15 protein-coding genes are annotated in these 16,143 nt (G+C 41.5%); 14 read left to right on the forward strand and 1 reads right to left on the reverse strand.

Annotated features, from left to right (window positions below; genetic code table 11):
- Window positions 1–613 precede the first annotated feature (613 nt).
- From NQ163_RS00005 to NQ163_RS00045, 9 genes are all read left to right on the forward strand, one after another.
- Entirely contained in the window at window positions 614–1,513 is a 900-nt protein-coding gene (locus NQ163_RS00005) for a 4Fe-4S dicluster domain-containing protein (protein WP_268188266.1), read from the forward strand.
- 78 nt (window positions 1,514–1,591) lie between these two features.
- Window positions 1,592–2,920 carry an NrfD/PsrC family molybdoenzyme membrane anchor subunit gene (gene nrfD / locus NQ163_RS00010; RefSeq protein ID WP_268188267.1) on the forward strand — a complete coding sequence of 443 codons (1,329 nt, stop codon included), beginning with the start codon at window positions 1,592–1,594 and terminating at the stop codon, window positions 2,918–2,920.
- A gap of 1 nt (window position 2,921) precedes the next feature.
- Complete coding sequence (locus tag NQ163_RS00015; RefSeq protein WP_268188268.1) at window positions 2,922–3,809, forward strand: c-type cytochrome; 888 nt, start codon at window positions 2,922–2,924, stop codon at window positions 3,807–3,809.
- A 181-nt stretch (window positions 3,810–3,990) separates the two neighbouring features.
- Window positions 3,991–6,780: a nitrate reductase catalytic subunit NapA gene (napA, locus tag NQ163_RS00020; protein WP_268188269.1), complete on the forward strand. Its 2,790-nt coding sequence runs from the start codon at window positions 3,991–3,993 to the stop codon at window positions 6,778–6,780.
- Between the two features lie 101 nt (window positions 6,781–6,881).
- Entirely contained in the window at window positions 6,882–7,655 is a 774-nt protein-coding gene (napG, locus tag NQ163_RS00025; protein WP_268188270.1) for a ferredoxin-type protein NapG, read from the forward strand.
- A gap of 63 nt (window positions 7,656–7,718) precedes the next feature.
- Window positions 7,719–8,516, forward strand: a complete 798-nt coding sequence (gene napH / locus NQ163_RS00030; protein WP_268188271.1) for a quinol dehydrogenase ferredoxin subunit NapH — start codon at window positions 7,719–7,721, stop codon at window positions 8,514–8,516.
- Between the two features lie 27 nt (window positions 8,517–8,543).
- Window positions 8,544–9,116 carry a nitrate reductase cytochrome c-type subunit gene (locus NQ163_RS00035; protein ID WP_120238382.1) on the forward strand — a complete coding sequence of 191 codons (573 nt, stop codon included), beginning with the start codon at window positions 8,544–8,546 and terminating at the stop codon, window positions 9,114–9,116.
- A 57-nt stretch (window positions 9,117–9,173) separates the two neighbouring features.
- Complete coding sequence (locus tag NQ163_RS00040) at window positions 9,174–9,521, forward strand: chaperone NapD (protein ID WP_268188272.1); 348 nt, start codon at window positions 9,174–9,176, stop codon at window positions 9,519–9,521.
- 104 nt (window positions 9,522–9,625) lie between these two features.
- On the forward strand, window positions 9,626–10,531 hold the full coding sequence (locus NQ163_RS00045) for an AraC family transcriptional regulator (protein ID WP_268188273.1): 906 nt from the start codon (window positions 9,626–9,628) through the stop codon (window positions 10,529–10,531).
- Between the two features lie 98 nt (window positions 10,532–10,629).
- Here the strand turns inward: NQ163_RS00045 and NQ163_RS00050 are convergent, their stop codons facing one another.
- On the reverse strand, window positions 10,630–11,088 hold the full coding sequence (locus NQ163_RS00050) for an Lrp/AsnC family transcriptional regulator (RefSeq protein WP_165836029.1): 459 nt from the start codon (window positions 11,086–11,088) through the stop codon (window positions 10,630–10,632).
- Window positions 11,089–11,382: 294 nt separating this feature from the next.
- Here NQ163_RS00050 and NQ163_RS00055 point away from each other — a divergent pair, with 294 nt between their 5' ends.
- The 5 genes from NQ163_RS00055 (at window position 11,383) to NQ163_RS00075 (ending at window position 15,957) form a co-directional block, all read left to right on the forward strand.
- Complete coding sequence (locus tag NQ163_RS00055; RefSeq protein WP_110361208.1) at window positions 11,383–11,922, forward strand: 2-oxoacid:acceptor oxidoreductase family protein; 540 nt, start codon at window positions 11,383–11,385, stop codon at window positions 11,920–11,922.
- A 79-nt stretch (window positions 11,923–12,001) separates the two neighbouring features.
- On the forward strand, window positions 12,002–12,295 hold the full coding sequence (locus NQ163_RS00060; RefSeq protein ID WP_268188274.1) for a 4Fe-4S binding protein: 294 nt from the start codon (window positions 12,002–12,004) through the stop codon (window positions 12,293–12,295).
- 100 nt (window positions 12,296–12,395) lie between these two features.
- Entirely contained in the window at window positions 12,396–13,586 is a 1,191-nt protein-coding gene (locus tag NQ163_RS00065; protein WP_268188275.1) for a transketolase C-terminal domain-containing protein, read from the forward strand.
- On the forward strand, window positions 13,579–14,487 hold the full coding sequence (locus tag NQ163_RS00070) for a thiamine pyrophosphate-dependent enzyme (protein ID WP_268188276.1): 909 nt from the start codon (window positions 13,579–13,581) through the stop codon (window positions 14,485–14,487). The genes NQ163_RS00065 and NQ163_RS00070 overlap by 8 nt, the downstream gene beginning before the upstream one ends.
- A gap of 231 nt (window positions 14,488–14,718) precedes the next feature.
- Entirely contained in the window at window positions 14,719–15,957 is a 1,239-nt protein-coding gene (locus NQ163_RS00075; protein ID WP_268188277.1) for an aminotransferase-like domain-containing protein, read from the forward strand.
- The last annotated feature ends 186 nt before the right edge of the window (window positions 15,958–16,143 follow it).

Here is a 16,143-nt window from a genome sequence, read left to right on the forward strand (position 1 = left end):
CGCCCCTTCAGGGCTCAGGCAATGGAATCTATTCATTCGATGGGCTGCGCCCATCGCTATTGCTCTCGCCCTTTCAGGGCAATTCATGCTCCAGATAAATTTTGAATTGCCTCTGAATTGCCTTGGGCTTTAGCCCAAGGGAACAAATCATGTTTTAAAACATCCTATCTGAATTTATTCTAAATACAAACTGCATAAAACGATGAGATTATCTTTTTATCCGAAAAGGGGCTCTGTCTATTGGATAATGGGGTATTCAGACATTATTATCTTTAACTACGATTTAAAACACATCTAGATATCTAAACATAACGGGAGTCATAGAAGCCTATATTTCATATATTTATTAGGATTATTGATAGCTTATACCAATTGTATCTTTAGGTGAGCATAGCGAAAGCTAGAGATTACAATGGTAAATGCCGATAGAAAATTAAAGAGGCTTTGGGAGTTTGCGAACCAAAGGCTCATTTTAATTTCTAATCGGTAAACTCAATAAAATAAATCTATGAAACGTCCATGATTACAGGGAATGATCGCGCTACTACAAGAATCAAAATCCTGAATCATCGGAATGTTCCATCTGCAAAAAAAGAAAACCTAAAAGAAACAGATGAACATGGCGAATAAAACCGACAAGTCAAGAAGAAGATTCCTGCAAAACTTGGGCATTGCAGGAGCGAGTACCGTTGCCGGATCGGCCTTGCTGCTGCAGGGATGCTCCGATTCGAACAAAGCCAGCGGTAACAAAGTAAAAGTACTCACTGCCGACAACAAACTGGTAGAAGTAGATGTTGCCCACCTAAAGCCCGGAGATAAAATCCAGGATTTATCCTACCTGCAAAAAAGAGGTCGCGAAGGAATTCCGGGAAAGAAATTTGTAATGGTGGTTGATTTGGCCAAGTGCAAGAATGCACGCAAGTGTATGAAAGCCTGCCAGAGTGCTCACCAGCTAAAACCCGAAATGCACCATTTGAATGTGTTGGAAATGGAAGATCCGGTAAAGAAAACCTCCTACTGGATGCCGAAAACCTGTCAGCATTGTGATAACCCACCTTGTGTATCGGTTTGTCCGGTTGATGCAACCTTTAAGCGTCAGGATGGAATTGTACTCATCGACAACGAGCGTTGTATTGGTTGTAGATTCTGTGTGGCAGCATGTCCTTACTCGGCACGTACCTTTAACTGGACCGAGCCTAAGAATTCCGATAAAATGGCTGATGTAACCTACGATATGGAGCTGAATGTTCCTCAAAAGAAGGGTACAGTTACCAAGTGTGCTTTCTCTGCCGATCAACTGCGTCATGGAAAGTTGCCTTACTGCGTATCGGCATGTCCGAATGGGGTGTACTACTTCGGCGATCAGAACGAAGATTTGGTGACCAATGGTACTACCAAGAAAACCGTGCGCCTAAGCCACTTGCTGGAGGAGAATGCTGCTTACACGCTAATGCCTGAACTTGGCACCAAACCTAGCGTTTACTACTTGCCTCCACGCGAAAGCGAGGGATAAATCAATTAATAATTAGTAATGAACAATTAATAATACAATTGACCATTGACTAATGACCACTTACTAATTACTAAAAACATGAACGAAACAATAGCAAAAGGTCATTTCAGCGAGGAGCAAATTGATAAGGACCTTTTAAAAAATGTGAACTGGGGAGGCAAGTTCAAGCTTTGGATGGGCTTTCTTACGGTATCACTTATAATCTGCTTGTATTACTATTATCAACAATTGCAAAACGGATTGGGTGTAACAGGTCTTCACGACTATGTGTCCTGGGGAATCTACATTTCCAACTTTGTTTTCTTTGTTGCAACCTCTTTAATTGGGATGCTGGTATCATCGGTACTGGGCATGATGAAAGTTGAATGGGTACGACCGGTAGCTCGAATTGCCGAGTTGGTAGCCCTTGCCTTTGCCATGGTAGCCGGTCTGATTATCATTACCGATATGGGTCGCCCCGATAGACTGTTGAATGTATTCATTCACGGTAGGGTACAGTCGCCAATTGTTTGGGATATTGCCGTTGTGGTAACCTACGTTGTGATTAGCGGCTTACTATTATACATCCCCATGTTACCTGATATTGCATTGTGTCGCGATAAGCTAAACAATGTGCCAAAGTGGCAACAGAAAATGTACAAGAGCTTGTCCTTGGGATGGAACAACACGGCAAAGCAATTCCGATTGATGAATCGCTACACCCGCATGTTGTTGATTCTGATTATCCCGATTGCCCTATCCATTCACACCGTTACTTCCTGGCTGTTTGCCATGACCTTGCGTTCGGGATGGGATTCGCCAATCTTCGGGCCATACTTTGTGTCGGGTGCATTTGTAGCAGGTTGTGCTGCGGTAATCATTGCCATGTTCTTTTTCCGCAACAACTATAAGCTGAAAGAATACATCACCGCCGATCATTTCGACAGAATGGGTAAACTATTGGTTCTGGTTGCTTTGGTGTATGTATACTTCAATATCAACGAAATTATCGTTCCCGGATACAAGGCCAATACTGCCGATGCCAAGCATGTTCACGAAATGTTGTATGGACACGATTCGGTAATGTTCTGGCTGGTACAATTGGGAGGTTTGGTTATTCCTTTCTTACTGATTTTGTTCAAGCCAATGCGTAAGCCATTGCCGCTAACCATTATTGCTGTTGTGATTCTGGCCGGAGCCTGGTTCAAGAGAGTTCTAATTGTAGTTCCTACCCAGTTGGCTCCTTACTATCCAATTCAGAATGTACCAGAGGGCTGGACAGGCTATTCGCCAACCACACCTGAGGTTGCCATTACGGTAGCATCATTCATTTTGGTAGTGATGATTATTACCGTGTTGGCAAAACTATTCCCGGTAGTTCCAATTTGGGAAGTTAAAGAAGACATGAACCACAAAAACAACAAGTAAGATGAAGAACAATAAAGGATATCATATAATCATTCTGTTCTGCCTTTGCTTTTTGGCTGTGGCGAATGTGAATGCACAAAGCGACTGGCAAGTACCTGCCGAAGAAAACGAAAAACTAAGCCCTTTTCTTTTCGATGATGATATGGTTTTGGAAGGGAGAGTAGCCTACGAAAACTTATGTACATCTTGTCACGGAACACCAGGGCAGGATGATTTCACACCAATGTCGCCACCTCCGGGAGATCCGGCAGGGGAGCAGTTTCAGGTGCAAAGCGATGGATCGATGTTCTATAAAATTAAAATGGGACGTGGAACCATGCCAAAATTCGAAGATGCTTTCGAAGATGATGAGCTGTGGAACATTGTAGCATACATCCGTAGTTTTAACGAAGACTACAAGCAGGAATTGCCAAATATGGAAGGTGTTGTAATTCCTGAATATGCGATGAGTTTAAGCTTCGATGAGAATGTAGATAAATTGGTTGTAAAAGTATTTGCTGAAGAATTACCTCAGCCAGAAGTAAGCGTGAGTGCCTATGTAATGGGGACTTTCGGGAAGCATCTGTTGGGTAAGGCTCAAACCAACGAATTAGGAATTGCCTATGTAGATGTTGATCCTACTTTGCCAGGTGATGAGGAAGGAAAAGTAAATGTAATGGTGAAAGCCACCAAAGAATTTGCACGAGCCAAAATAGAGAAGCACATGGTAATGGCCAAGCCAACCGAACGTCACTCTGCCATCGAAGGACGCCACATTTGGAGTACCGATAGAATGGCACCAATCTGGTTGAAGATTACCTTCTTCGTTTCGGTATTCGGAGTTTGGTTTGCCCTGCTTTTTATTGTGTTTGGATTGAGGAATATCAAGAAGGCGAGAGAGGAAGCTTAAAAACACACCCCCCTATATCCCCCTGAAAAGGGGACTTGCCAAATGCAAATAGAAAAGGCAAGTATAAAATTGAGTTGACGATTAATTGTTGATTCTCTCCACTTTAGGGGAAATACCAATAGGCAAAGGGGTGCAGAAGAAGCTTTAGTAACAATTTTAAAAAATAAAAAAATCAAAATATATGAAACTTGCAAGGCGTGATTTTTTAAAGAGTTCGGCAGCCATCGCCGCTGCAACGGCAGTTGGAGTTGCGGTTCCGGAAAGTCTGAAAGCAGAAGCTCGTGAGGCCGAAAGTGGCTGGACATGGGACAAGGCTGTATGTCGATTCTGTGGAACTGGTTGTGGTATCATGATTGCCACAAAAGATGATAAAATACTTGCTGTAAAAGGTGATCCATTGGCTCCTGTAAACCGTGGATTGAACTGTATCAAAGGATATTTTAATGCCAAGATAATGTACGGTGCCGACCGTCTGAAAAAGCCACTACTTCGTGTCGACGAGAATGGCAATTTCAGTAAACAAGGAAAATTTAAAGCGGTTAGCTGGCAGCGTGCTTTCGACGAAATGGAGAAGCACATGAAATCGGCCATGAAGGAGCTGGGACCTACAGGAATTGGAATCTTCAGTTCGGGTCAGTACACCATTATGGAAGGATATGCTGCATCGAAATTGATGAAAGCGGGTTTCCGTTCTCATAACATCGACCCGAATGCCCGTCACTGTATGGCATCGGCGGTAGTTGCCTTTATTCAGGCTTTCGGTATTGATGAACCGGCAGGGAACTACGACGATATGGAAATTACCGATACGGTAGTAACCTGGGGAGCCAATATGGCCGAAATGCACCCAATTCTTTGGTCGAGAATTACCGAGAACAAACTAAGTCATCCCGATAGAACCAAGGTGGTAAACCTTTCTACTTATACCAACCGTACTTCCGATTTGGCTGATATCGAAATCATATTCAAACCAAATACCGATTTGGCAATCTGGAACTACATTGCACACGAAATTGTGTACAACCAGCCAGAGGCCATCGATTGGGATTTTGTGAAGAAATATACCGTGTTTGCAACTGGTTTTGTAGATATCGGTTACGGAATGCGTACGCCTGATCATCCGAAGTTTACCGATAAGGAAAAAGAGACCGTGAAGCATGAGGTTGCCAAGAAACTGACTGCCGATGAGGGAAAGACTTTGGCTTACCTGGGCTACAAGGAAGGCGATGTAATGGAAATGAAGCATCGCAACAAGGCGGTGAATCACTGGATCATTCAGTATGAGGAATTCAAGAAAGCATTGAAGCCGTATGATTTGGATACGGTAGCCAACATTGCCAAAGGAGATCCTGAAGAGTCAATTGAAGATTTCAAAAAGAAATTGAAAGCATTGGCCGACTTGTATATCGAGAAAGGACGTAAGGTTTGTTCCTACTGGACCATGGGATTCAATCAGCATACCAGGGGTTCTTGGGTAAACGAGCAGGCATACATGGTTCACCTCTTGTTAGGAAAGCAATCGAAGCCAGGTGATGGTGCCTTTAGTTTAACGGGACAGCCATCGGCATGTGGTACCGCCCGCGAGGTGGGAACATTTGCTCACCGCTTGCCAGCGGATATGGTGGTTGCCAATGCCAAGCATCGTGAGATTTCTGAGAAATTGTGGAAAGTACCTGCGGGAACCATCAATCCTAAAGTGGGTAGTCACCTGATGAAAATCCACCGCGATATTGAGGATGGAAAGATCAAATTTGCATGGATTAATGTTTGTAATCCATATCAGAATACTGCCAATGCAAATCACTGGATTAAGGCAGCTCGCCAAATGGATAATTTTATTGTTTGTTCCGATGGATATCCAGGGATTTCGGCTAAGGTTTCCGATTTGATTTTGCCTTCGGCAATGATCTACGAAAAGTGGGGAGCTTATGGTAATGCAGAACGCAGAACCCAGCACTGGAAACAGCAGGTAACTCCAGTAGGAGATGCAATGCCTGATGTTTGGCAGTTTGTTGAGCTTGCAAAACGCTTCAAACTAAAAGAGGTTTGGGGAGCACAAAAGGTTCCGGGATTGAAGGATGGTTTGCCTGATGTTTTGGAAGGAGCAAAGGAAATGGGTTACTCTCCTGAGGATACCTTATACGATGTGCTGTTTGCCAACGAGGATGCGAAGAAATATGCATGGCCCGATCCGATTGGAGAAGGAAAAATCAATACCGAGTCAGGTGGAGATAAGCGTAAGGTAAAAGGTTCGGATGGGAAGCCATTCGAAGGTTACGGATTTTTCATCCACAAATACATTTGGGAGGAGTACCGTAAGTTTGGTATTGGCAATGGTCACGATTTGGCTGACTTTGATACTTACCACCACTGTCGTGGATTAAAGTGGCCGGTTGTGGATGGAAAGGAAACATTATGGCGATTCAATTCGGAATATGATGTATATGCCAAGAAAGCAGACGTTGGACCATTTGCATTCTACGGAAAGGCACTGAAGAAAATGCCACAGGGATCCATTTCGAAACCTGACATGTCGAAACCTAAGGTTGATTTGGCCAACAAAGCGAAGATCTTCTTCCGCCCATATATGGAAGCACCTGAGGTACCGGATAAGGAATATCCTTACTGGATGTGTACGGGGCGTGTATTGGAGCACTGGCATTCGGGAACCATGACCATGCGCGTACCTGAATTGTATCGTGCAGTGCCGGAAGCTCTTTGTTACATCCATCCGAAAGATGCCGCTGATCAAGGCTTGACAGAAGGCGATTTGGTTTGGGTAGAATCAAGACGAGGCCGCATAAAGGCGCACATCGAAACACGCGGAAGAAATCGTGTGCCAAGAGGTTTAATTTACCTGCCATGGTTCGACGAGAAGGTGTTTGTAAATAAACTTTGTTTGGATGCCACTTGTCCGATGTCGAAAGAGACCGACTTTAAGAAGTGTGCTGTTAAAATTACCAAAGCGTAAAACTAATTATGAATTAAGAGTTGTGAATTATAAATGATTTTAAATCACTTAATACAATTCATAACTCATAATTCCTAATTCATAATTAAAAATAAAAAATGGTGTCAAGAAGAAAAGTAATTCAAAGAGTACTGGAAGGAGCTGTATTTGTAGGCGGTGGCGGTTTAATTTGGGGGAAGTCCATTAACGCAAGCACCAAGGCCGACTATGTGCTTCGTCCTCCTGGTGCTTTAAAGGAAAAAGATTTTCTGAAAGCATGTATCAAGTGTGGACAATGTGTTGAAGTTTGTCCCTATGATACACTCAAGCTTGCAGAGCCAGGTGATGGCATTGCAAACGGAACACCCTTTTTCGAACCCAGAACGATTCCTTGCTACTTGTGTACCGATATGCCTTGTACGGATTCTTGTCCTTCGGGAGCTCTGGATTTAAAAAATCTGAGCAAAGAAGAAGAGAAGCCGGATATACTAAATTCCAGAATGGGCTTGGCTGTGATTCATAAAGAATCTTGTTTGGCCTATTGGGGAATTCGTTGCGAAGCCTGTTATCGTGCTTGTCCTTTAATTGATAAGGCCATTACACTGGATTATGAGGTGAATAAAAGAACAGGTATGCATGCCAAGTTACTTCCCGTAGTTCATTCTGATGTTTGTACAGGATGCGGCGTATGTGAGCAGGCATGTGTTGCCGAGAAGGCTGCCATTTTTGTTCTGCCATTGGACAAAGCAACTGGTAAAGTGGGCGACCATTACATCAAAGGCTGGGAAAAAGAAGATGAGAAAAGAATCAATGAGGAAGTCGAAAAAGCAGATGATGACAAGGATGTTAAGTCGGCTATCGATTACTTGAATGATGATGACCTTATCGATGATTAATGTTTAGTGATTAATGCTTATAAAGACAACTGTAAACTGATAACCGAAAACTGAAATAATTGAATGAAAAAATATAAGTTTTTAATATTACGACGAATCATTCAGCTGTCCTTTCTGCTTCTATTTGCTGGGGGAAACTATTTTGGATGGGAAATCCTTCGAGGCAATTACAGTTCTGCCATCATTGCTGATTCTTTGCATTTAAGCGATCCTTATGCTGTTTTGCAGATATTGGTATCCGGATTTATTGCGTCAAGTTCAGTATTGTTGGGAGCATTATTAATCTTTCTCATCTATGCATTGATAGGAGGAAGAATGTTCTGTTCCTGGATTTGTCCGATGAACATCATCACCGATATTTCATTTCGCTTGCGCAGAATATTTAAGATAGAAACGGAAGCAAAAGTTTCAGTTTCACGAAATCTAAGGTATTACATCCTGGCTTTAAGCCTAATTGTTTCTGTGGTATTTGGAATGGCTGCCTTCGAAATTATCAGTCCGATATCTATGCTTCACCGGGCCATTGTGTTTGGTTCAGGAGCTGGATGGGCAATTGTTGCAGTGGTTTTCTTTGTCGATCTGTTTGTTTTGAAAGCAGGTTGGTGCGGACACATTTGTCCTTTGGGAGGATTTTATTCCTTGATAGGAAAGCAAGCTGTAATTAAGGTGAAGCACGACAAAGAGAAATGTACCCATTGTATGGATTGTTTCGATGTTTGTGTGGAAGAGCCTGTTTTGGATATTGTAGGCAAGAAAAGCGACTTTATTCGCAGCGGAGCTTGCACCAATTGCGGCAGATGCATAGAGGTTTGCCATGACAATGCGATGAAATATTCGCTGAAATTCGATTTAAAAAAATAATGAAGAGATTAAATAAAATCTAAAAACATGAAATATCTAGCCCTAATTGCTTTGTTCTTTTTAGTAGCTTGTAATCAAGCTAAAGAGACAAAAATTGATGAAGATCAGTTGGGTTTTATTGATGCAGATTTGCATTCGGATGAAACCAATTTTAAAATGAAGGCCAATTTTAATGAGGATAAACCAGAGGTGGGAATTACCATAGAGCGTTCGTTCGAGAATGCACCTCCAATGATTCCGCACACTACTGCTGGATTCTTCCCAATTAAAATGGACAATAACATTTGTTTGAGCTGTCACATGCCTGACAAGGTTGAGGAATCGGGAGCTCGTGAAATCTCAAAAACACACTTTCAAACCTGGCGTCCGCAATTGGTGCTTAAGGATGGTGTTTACTCCAATCCGAAAGAAGATGATAAAGTGTATGTAAAGGATGTTAAAGATTTAAATATGGCATACTTTAATTGTTCACAATGTCATGCTCCACAGGCCGATGTTACCATTGATATTGAGAATCTGTTTACGGTTGAGTTCCGAGAAAAATTTGGTATCAAGGAATCCAATTTACAGGATAATATTGGTGATGGCGTAAATAATTAATTAATAATGGTAGAGACGCAAGGCTTTGCGTCTCTACATGATATAAAGATTAATAATATGAATATATCCAGTGTAGTAGTTCGTGTCCTTCCAGAGCATACCGAGCATTTGGTAGGTCAACTTAAGGATAGTGATTTGTGTGATTATCATTTGCATGATGAAGGAAAGATAATTGTCACAATCGAAGGAGAAGGAATTAGTGAGGAGATTGCCAAACTGAAAAAGATTCAGGCAATGAAAAACGTGCTTTCGGCTGATATGATGTATTCCTATTCCGAAGACGAATTGGATCAGGAAAGAGACAAGATTGACAAATCTGACGGAATAAAAGCCTGGTTGAATGATAACAGCAAAGATGCCGGATTGATTAATTATGCCGGAGATCTGAAAAAGAAAAAATTGTAATGTAGAGACACGCCATGGCGTGTCTTTTTTTTGAACATGCAATTCCTGGTTTATCGAAATGATTCGATTGTTAAGAGACAATTCATTTTTATCTTTAGCGAATCATGAATAAGCATCAAAAGGAATACATACATCGAATAAATCGGGTACTGGACTATATAGAGTCTCATATTGATCAGGAGTTATCCCTGGAAACCTTGGCTGAGATTGCCAACTTTTCTCCCTTTCATTTTCATAGAATCTTTTCGGCATTTACCGGAGAAACAATCAATGGTTTTGTGAGAAGAATTAGACTTGAAAAAGCCGGCAGTATGTTGATCACATATAGGGAAAAAACGGTAAGTGAAATTGCCTATGCCTGTGGATTTCAAACTGCTTCTGTTTTTTGTAGAAGTTTTAAATCTCGCTTTAAAATGAGTGCTCAGGAATTCCGCGAAAGATGGGAACCCATAAATAGCAAGAATGGTCAATCGGATCGCAAGAATGGTAAAATCCTTACAGAAAATCAAACCTATGTTTGTGATGTTGAATTATTAAAAATATCACAAATGAAATCGAAAATTGAAATTAAGGAAATGCCTGCGATGGATTTAATTTATTGCAGACACGTTGGTGAATACCATTTGATTGTGAATGCTTATGAGAAATTAAGGAAGTGGGCTGAACCAAGAGGTTTGTTCAAGCCAGATACTAAAGCGGTAACCGTGTATCATGATGATCCGAAAGTAACAGAGCAGGATAATATCAGACAAAGTGCCAGTATCTTGTTGGATCATCCTGTAAAGGCAGAAGGCGAATTTGGTAATCTTTCGGTTCCCGGGGGAAAATATGTGGTTGGAAGTTTTACCATATCAGCAACAGAATTTAAAGAAGCTTGGGATGCGGTTTGTATTTGGCTATCGGAAAGTGGATATGAACCTACAGATGCTTGTCCTTATGAGTTATATCACGAGAGTGAGCCACCTGAAAAATTTGTAGTGGATATTTGTATTCCGGTTAAACCAATGTAATTGAATTGGGAAAACCAACAGATCTGAAAAAGATGAGATTATACTTCATTAATGAAATGATAATTTGCCCTGGGTTTCAACCCGGGGCTTTTTGTATTTTACAAATCAAACCCAACCTTCTCCGACGAGGCAATTACGAAGGTACTGTTGAAACGGGTAAGAAACTCAAATTTCGAAAGCTTCTCCTGAATAAAGTATTGAAACTCGTTCATGTCTTTCACCATAATCTTAAGCATGGCATCAAAATTTCCTGAGGTGTAATAAAATTCCATCACCTCTGGCAATGCCAAGGCTTCCTCCTGAAATTTATCCACCACATCTCGTGTATGCTTTGTCAATAGAATGGAGATAAAAACGGTCATGCTTCTGTCAATCTTCTCAGGATCGAGCATGGCCACGTAATTCTTAATAATTCCACTTCTTTCCAGCTTCTTTACACGTTCATAAACCGGAGTGTTACTGAGGTGCAGCTTTTCTGCCAACTCCTTAATTGTGATCCTGCAATCTTGTTGAAGGAGTTCTAAAATCTTACGATCGGTTCTGTCCAGATTTTCCATAGGAGAAAAATTTTCTATTGATATGCCTGATTTTGGCTTTTGTAAAGATATAAATTCTTCGGAATTGTGCATTATATAGAGTAGTTTTCTGTATTTATTCCATATGCTAGTAAATCATTTGGTTGATGGGTATTTTTACAAGACAAAATTACGCTTGCACTTAATGGGCAATTAATAATTGAGAAAATTCCAATTAATCAGTAGGTGTTGATTTTGAGTTTCTCTCCATTTGGAAGTAATTGAGACAGGTAGAGAGGCTATAATTGAATTGAAAAGACAAACACTAAATAGATAATGAAAGAAATCAGATGGCACGGACGAGGAGGTCAGGGAGGATTCACCGCTTCTCGCTTGTTAGGAATTGCTGCCAGTGTTCATGGCGGAAAGCATGCTTTGGCTTTCCCATCATTTGGACCTGAGCGTAGAGGAGCGCCTGTACTGGCATTCACTAAAATTGATGACACAAAAATTCATGATCGAAGCGAAGTTCAGGAGAGCGACTTTGTTGTGGTTATGGACGAAACGCTAATTGTTCCTGGATTCGAAAAAGGAATCAAAGAAAATGCATGTGTATTGATCAACACCAGGGATGTAGAGCAATATCGCGAGCAATTGAAAGGATTCGATTTACGAGGAATTGATGCTACCACTCTTGCCATGGAGGTATTGGGCAGACCAATTACCAACACTGCAATGTATGGTGCTTTGGCTGCTGCTTCAGGCTTGGTAAGCAAGGAAGCTGCAATTGCAAGTATTCATACCGAGATGAAGCCAAAGTTGGCTCAGCTGAATGAGAAGATCGTAGAGAGAGCTTTTGAACTAATTAGTCAATAGTCATTCGTCAATGGTTAGTGGAAAATTAGTGAAACGATTGACTAATGACCAGTTAACCAATGACCAAATAATTGAAAAGATGAGTCGTCCAAAACATACAGAATATAAAACTCCAACTCATATTGATGATTACCCAACCGGGCCACAATACGAAGCCGGATTTCTTCCGGAAAAGAATGCAGGTTGGAGAACCTTTAAGCCTGTAGTGAATCATGATGAATGTATTTACTGCTTGCGTTGCTACTTGCTTTGTCCTGATGGAACCATCATGAAAGACAATGGCAAAATCAAAATCGACATGGATTATTGCAAAGGCTGTGGGGTTTGTGCCCACGAATGTCCTAAGGATGCAATTGAAATGGTGAAAGAGTAAGCTAAACAGTTATCAGTTATCAGTTATCAGTTATCAGTTCCGATTGTCCGTTTAACAGATAACGGAAAACCGATAACCGACAACGGAAAAATCGAAAACAATGAAATCAAATAAGATTTTTATTTCAGGTGATGAGGCAGTAGCACAAGGCGTGAGACTTTCACGTCCACATGTGGTGGCTGCATATCCAATCACTCCGCAGACCATTACGGTTGAGCGTTTGTCCGAAATGGTAGAGGCAGGCGAAATGGATGCGGAATACATGCATGTAGAGTCTGAGCACTCTGCAATCTCAGCTACAATGGGTGCCAGTGCAGTTGGTGCCAGAACATTTACAGCATCTTCTTCTCAAGGTTTGTTGTATATGGCCGAAGGGCTGCACTACTGTAGTGGTGGTCGCTGGCCGGTGGTAATGATGAATGCCAATCGTTCCGTTGCTTTGCCATGGAGTATCTATGGTGATCAGCGCGATTCACTTTCTCTTTTGGATTCAGGTTGGATTCAAGTATATGTGGAAGATGCACAGGAAGCATTGGACATGATCATTCAGGCATATAAAATTGCTGAGCACAAAGAGGTATTGACTCCAATGATGGTGAACCTGGATGGTTTCATCCTGACTCACACCTACGAGTTGGTTGAGATTCCGGATCAGGAAATGGTAGATCAGTTCTTGCCTCCATTCGAGACTCCTAATAAAATGTCTTTCGAGAATCCTAAGAACCTTGGGTTTAGTTCTCGTCCTGATGACAATACCGAGTTCAAATATCAGCAGAACGAAGCCATGTTCAATGCCATTGATGTAATTCGTAAAACCGATGAGGATTTCGCTGACACGTTCGGCAGAAAGTACCACGGTATGGTAGAGGAATACATGTGCGAAGATGCTGATGTGGTATTGGTAGCATTGGGAAGTGTTTGCGGAACTGTGAGAGTGGTTGTTGACAAGCTTCGCGCTGAAGGCAAAAAAGTGGGATTGTTGAAGATCCGTTACATGCGTCCTTTCCCGGTTGAGGAAGTGAAAGATTTGGCCAGGAGAGTAAAAGCAATAGGTGTTATCGATAAGGATATCTCATTCGGATACGAAGGAACAGTTTACACCAATGTGAACTCAGCCATTTCTCAGATCGACAAATATGTGTACAAAAGCAACTTTGTTGGCGGTTTAGGTGGTCGCGATATCACCAAGGCAGAAATTGAAGACATGTACAACAAATTGTATGCAGGATTGGAGAACAAGAGTGAAGAGACAGTAGAATTTTTCAGCTTAAATGTAGAAGGCAATGACTAAAGTATTAGATATCCCAAAAGTGAATGCGAAGAACATGACCGAGAAGGAGTTTTTCTATGGTCATAAAGCTTGTGCCGGATGTGGCGGTAGTATTGCTGTACGTTTGGCATTGAAAGTATTGGGCGAGCGTACCTATTCTGCTCTTCCAGCTGGTTGTATGTCGGCAGTAGGATTCATTTATCCACAAATGGCATTCAATTCAAATGCAATTATTACAACTTTTCCAGGTTCGGCAAGTATGGCTGCAGGGATTGCAGCAGGTGCCAAAGCTTTGGGACAAAAAGATTTTAAAACGGTAGTATTCGCCGGTGATGGTGGTACTGCTGATATTGGATTCCAGGCATTATCAGGAATGATCGATCGTAACGACGATGTATTGTACATCTGCTACGACAACGAAGCCTATATGAATACCGGAATTCAGAAAAGTGGTTTGACTCCTTACGGAACCAAAACTACGACTACTCCTGCTGGTCAGAATATCCCGGGAACGGTAACTCACAAGAAGAACTTGTTTGAAATTATTGCTGCTCACGATATTGCTTACGCTGCAACTGCAAGTATTGGTTATCCTCAGGATTTTATCAATAAGGTAAACAAAGCGAAGCACGTTAAAGGTGCAACATTTATTCATGTATATGCATCATGTCCTACAGGATGGGGAACTCCAACCGAAACATCGGTAGAGATTGCCAAAGATGCAGTAGATGCAGGATTAATTTTCCTTGCAGAATATGAGGATGGAGAATACAAATTGAACAGAAATCCAAAGGAATTCAAATCGGTTGAAGAGTACCTGAAAAAGCAGGGACGATTCAAGCACATGAGCGATGCCGATATCCAATGCGTAATTGAAAACCGCGACAAGAAGTGGGAACGCATGCGCAAAAATTGGCTGTAAATCAATTGATAATTATCAATTAGTAATGAATAATAGCACCCCTCTGGCTGTAGCCATCTCCCCTAGGAGGGGAGAAATCCTAGATTGAATGTAGAATTTCAATTTTTAGTCTTCCCCTTTTTTTGAAAGTGCAGATAGGCGAAGGGGTGCAAGAATCCTAAATAAACAAAACAACAAACAGTACAGACGCAAGGAATTGCGCCTCAACAAACAAAACAAAAACCAAACACAATGATCAGCGATTTAAAAGGAACATTTTCCAACATAAGCAACAACATCAAAAGATCTGCTATTCGTGAGATCCTAAAATTGACCCAAAACCCTGAAGTAATTTCTTTTGCAGGAGGATTGCCGGCACCGGAATCTTTCCCTGTTGACAATTTGGATGAGATCATCTCAACCATGTTGAAAGAAGAAGGAGCAGAGGTATTGCAGTACGATGCAACGGAAGGGGTTACGGAGTTAAGAGAGCTTCTTTTGAAGAGATATCAGAATGAAGGAGTTCAGTGCGAATTGGACAACATGATTGTAACTACCGGATCGCAGCAAGGTCTGGATCTGGTTGGAAAAGTGTTTGTGAACCAGGGAGACGTTGTGATCTGTGGATTGCCATCTTACTTGGGTGGTATCAGTGCTTTCCAGGCGTATGGAGCTAAAATGGAAGGGGTACCAATGGATGAGAATGGTATGAGTGCAGAACTTTTGGAAGCCAAGTTGGTTGAATTGGCAGAGCAAGGCATCAAACCTAAATTCATCTATATCATTCCTGATTTCCAAAACCCAACAGGAATCACCATGCCTGAATCTCGTCGTTTGGAGATTATCGCATTGGCACACAAATACGATGTTTTGATTGTTGAGGATTGTCCGTACAGAGAGGTTCGATTTGAAGGAGAACCACAACGCATGATGTATGATTTGGACAATGATGATCATGTACTGACACTGGGAACTTTCTCGAAGACATTTGCACCAGGCTTGCGTATTGGTTGGATTTTAGGTCCGAAAGAAGTAAATGACAAGATTGTGATTGCCAAGCAATCGTCTGACTTGTGTACACCAACTTTCGTTCAGAAAATGGCGATTCGTTACATGAAATCGGAGCATTTTGAATCGAACCTTAAAAAGACCATCGACTTGTATCACCAGCGCAGAGATGTAATGTTGGCAGAGATGGAAAAATGCATGCCTGAAGGAGTGAAATGGACGCATCCGGAAGGAGGAATGTTCCTTTTCATTACTTTACCAGAGCACATGGATGCCTTGGAATTGTTCCACAAAGCAATTGAAAAGAAAGTAGCATTCGTAACAGGTAATGTATTCTATTGTGATGGAGGAGGAACCAATACCATGCGTTTGAACTTCTCATATGTGAACAACGAAAAAGCGATTGCAGGTATTCAGCGTTTGGCTCAAATCATCGAGGCTGAAATGACAGTTTGCAATGAACAATTAATAATGAGTAATTAATAATATACTTACAGAAAATTATTGCTCTAGTTCATTTGATTATTGCCTGAAAGGCATAGAGATATTAGCCCAGGGCATTGCCCTGGGTTTATTGTATCATGTAAATTATTGTCGCAACAGAAATGATGATTGTTGTAGCTTGATTCTTGCGACGAAATTGAGTTAAGCTCTTCTTCAAATTGATAC

Origin of the sequence: Marinifilum sp. D737 (genome assembly GCF_026672275.1) — a bacterium.
Lineage (GTDB): Bacteria > Bacteroidota > Bacteroidia > Bacteroidales > Marinifilaceae > Marinifilum.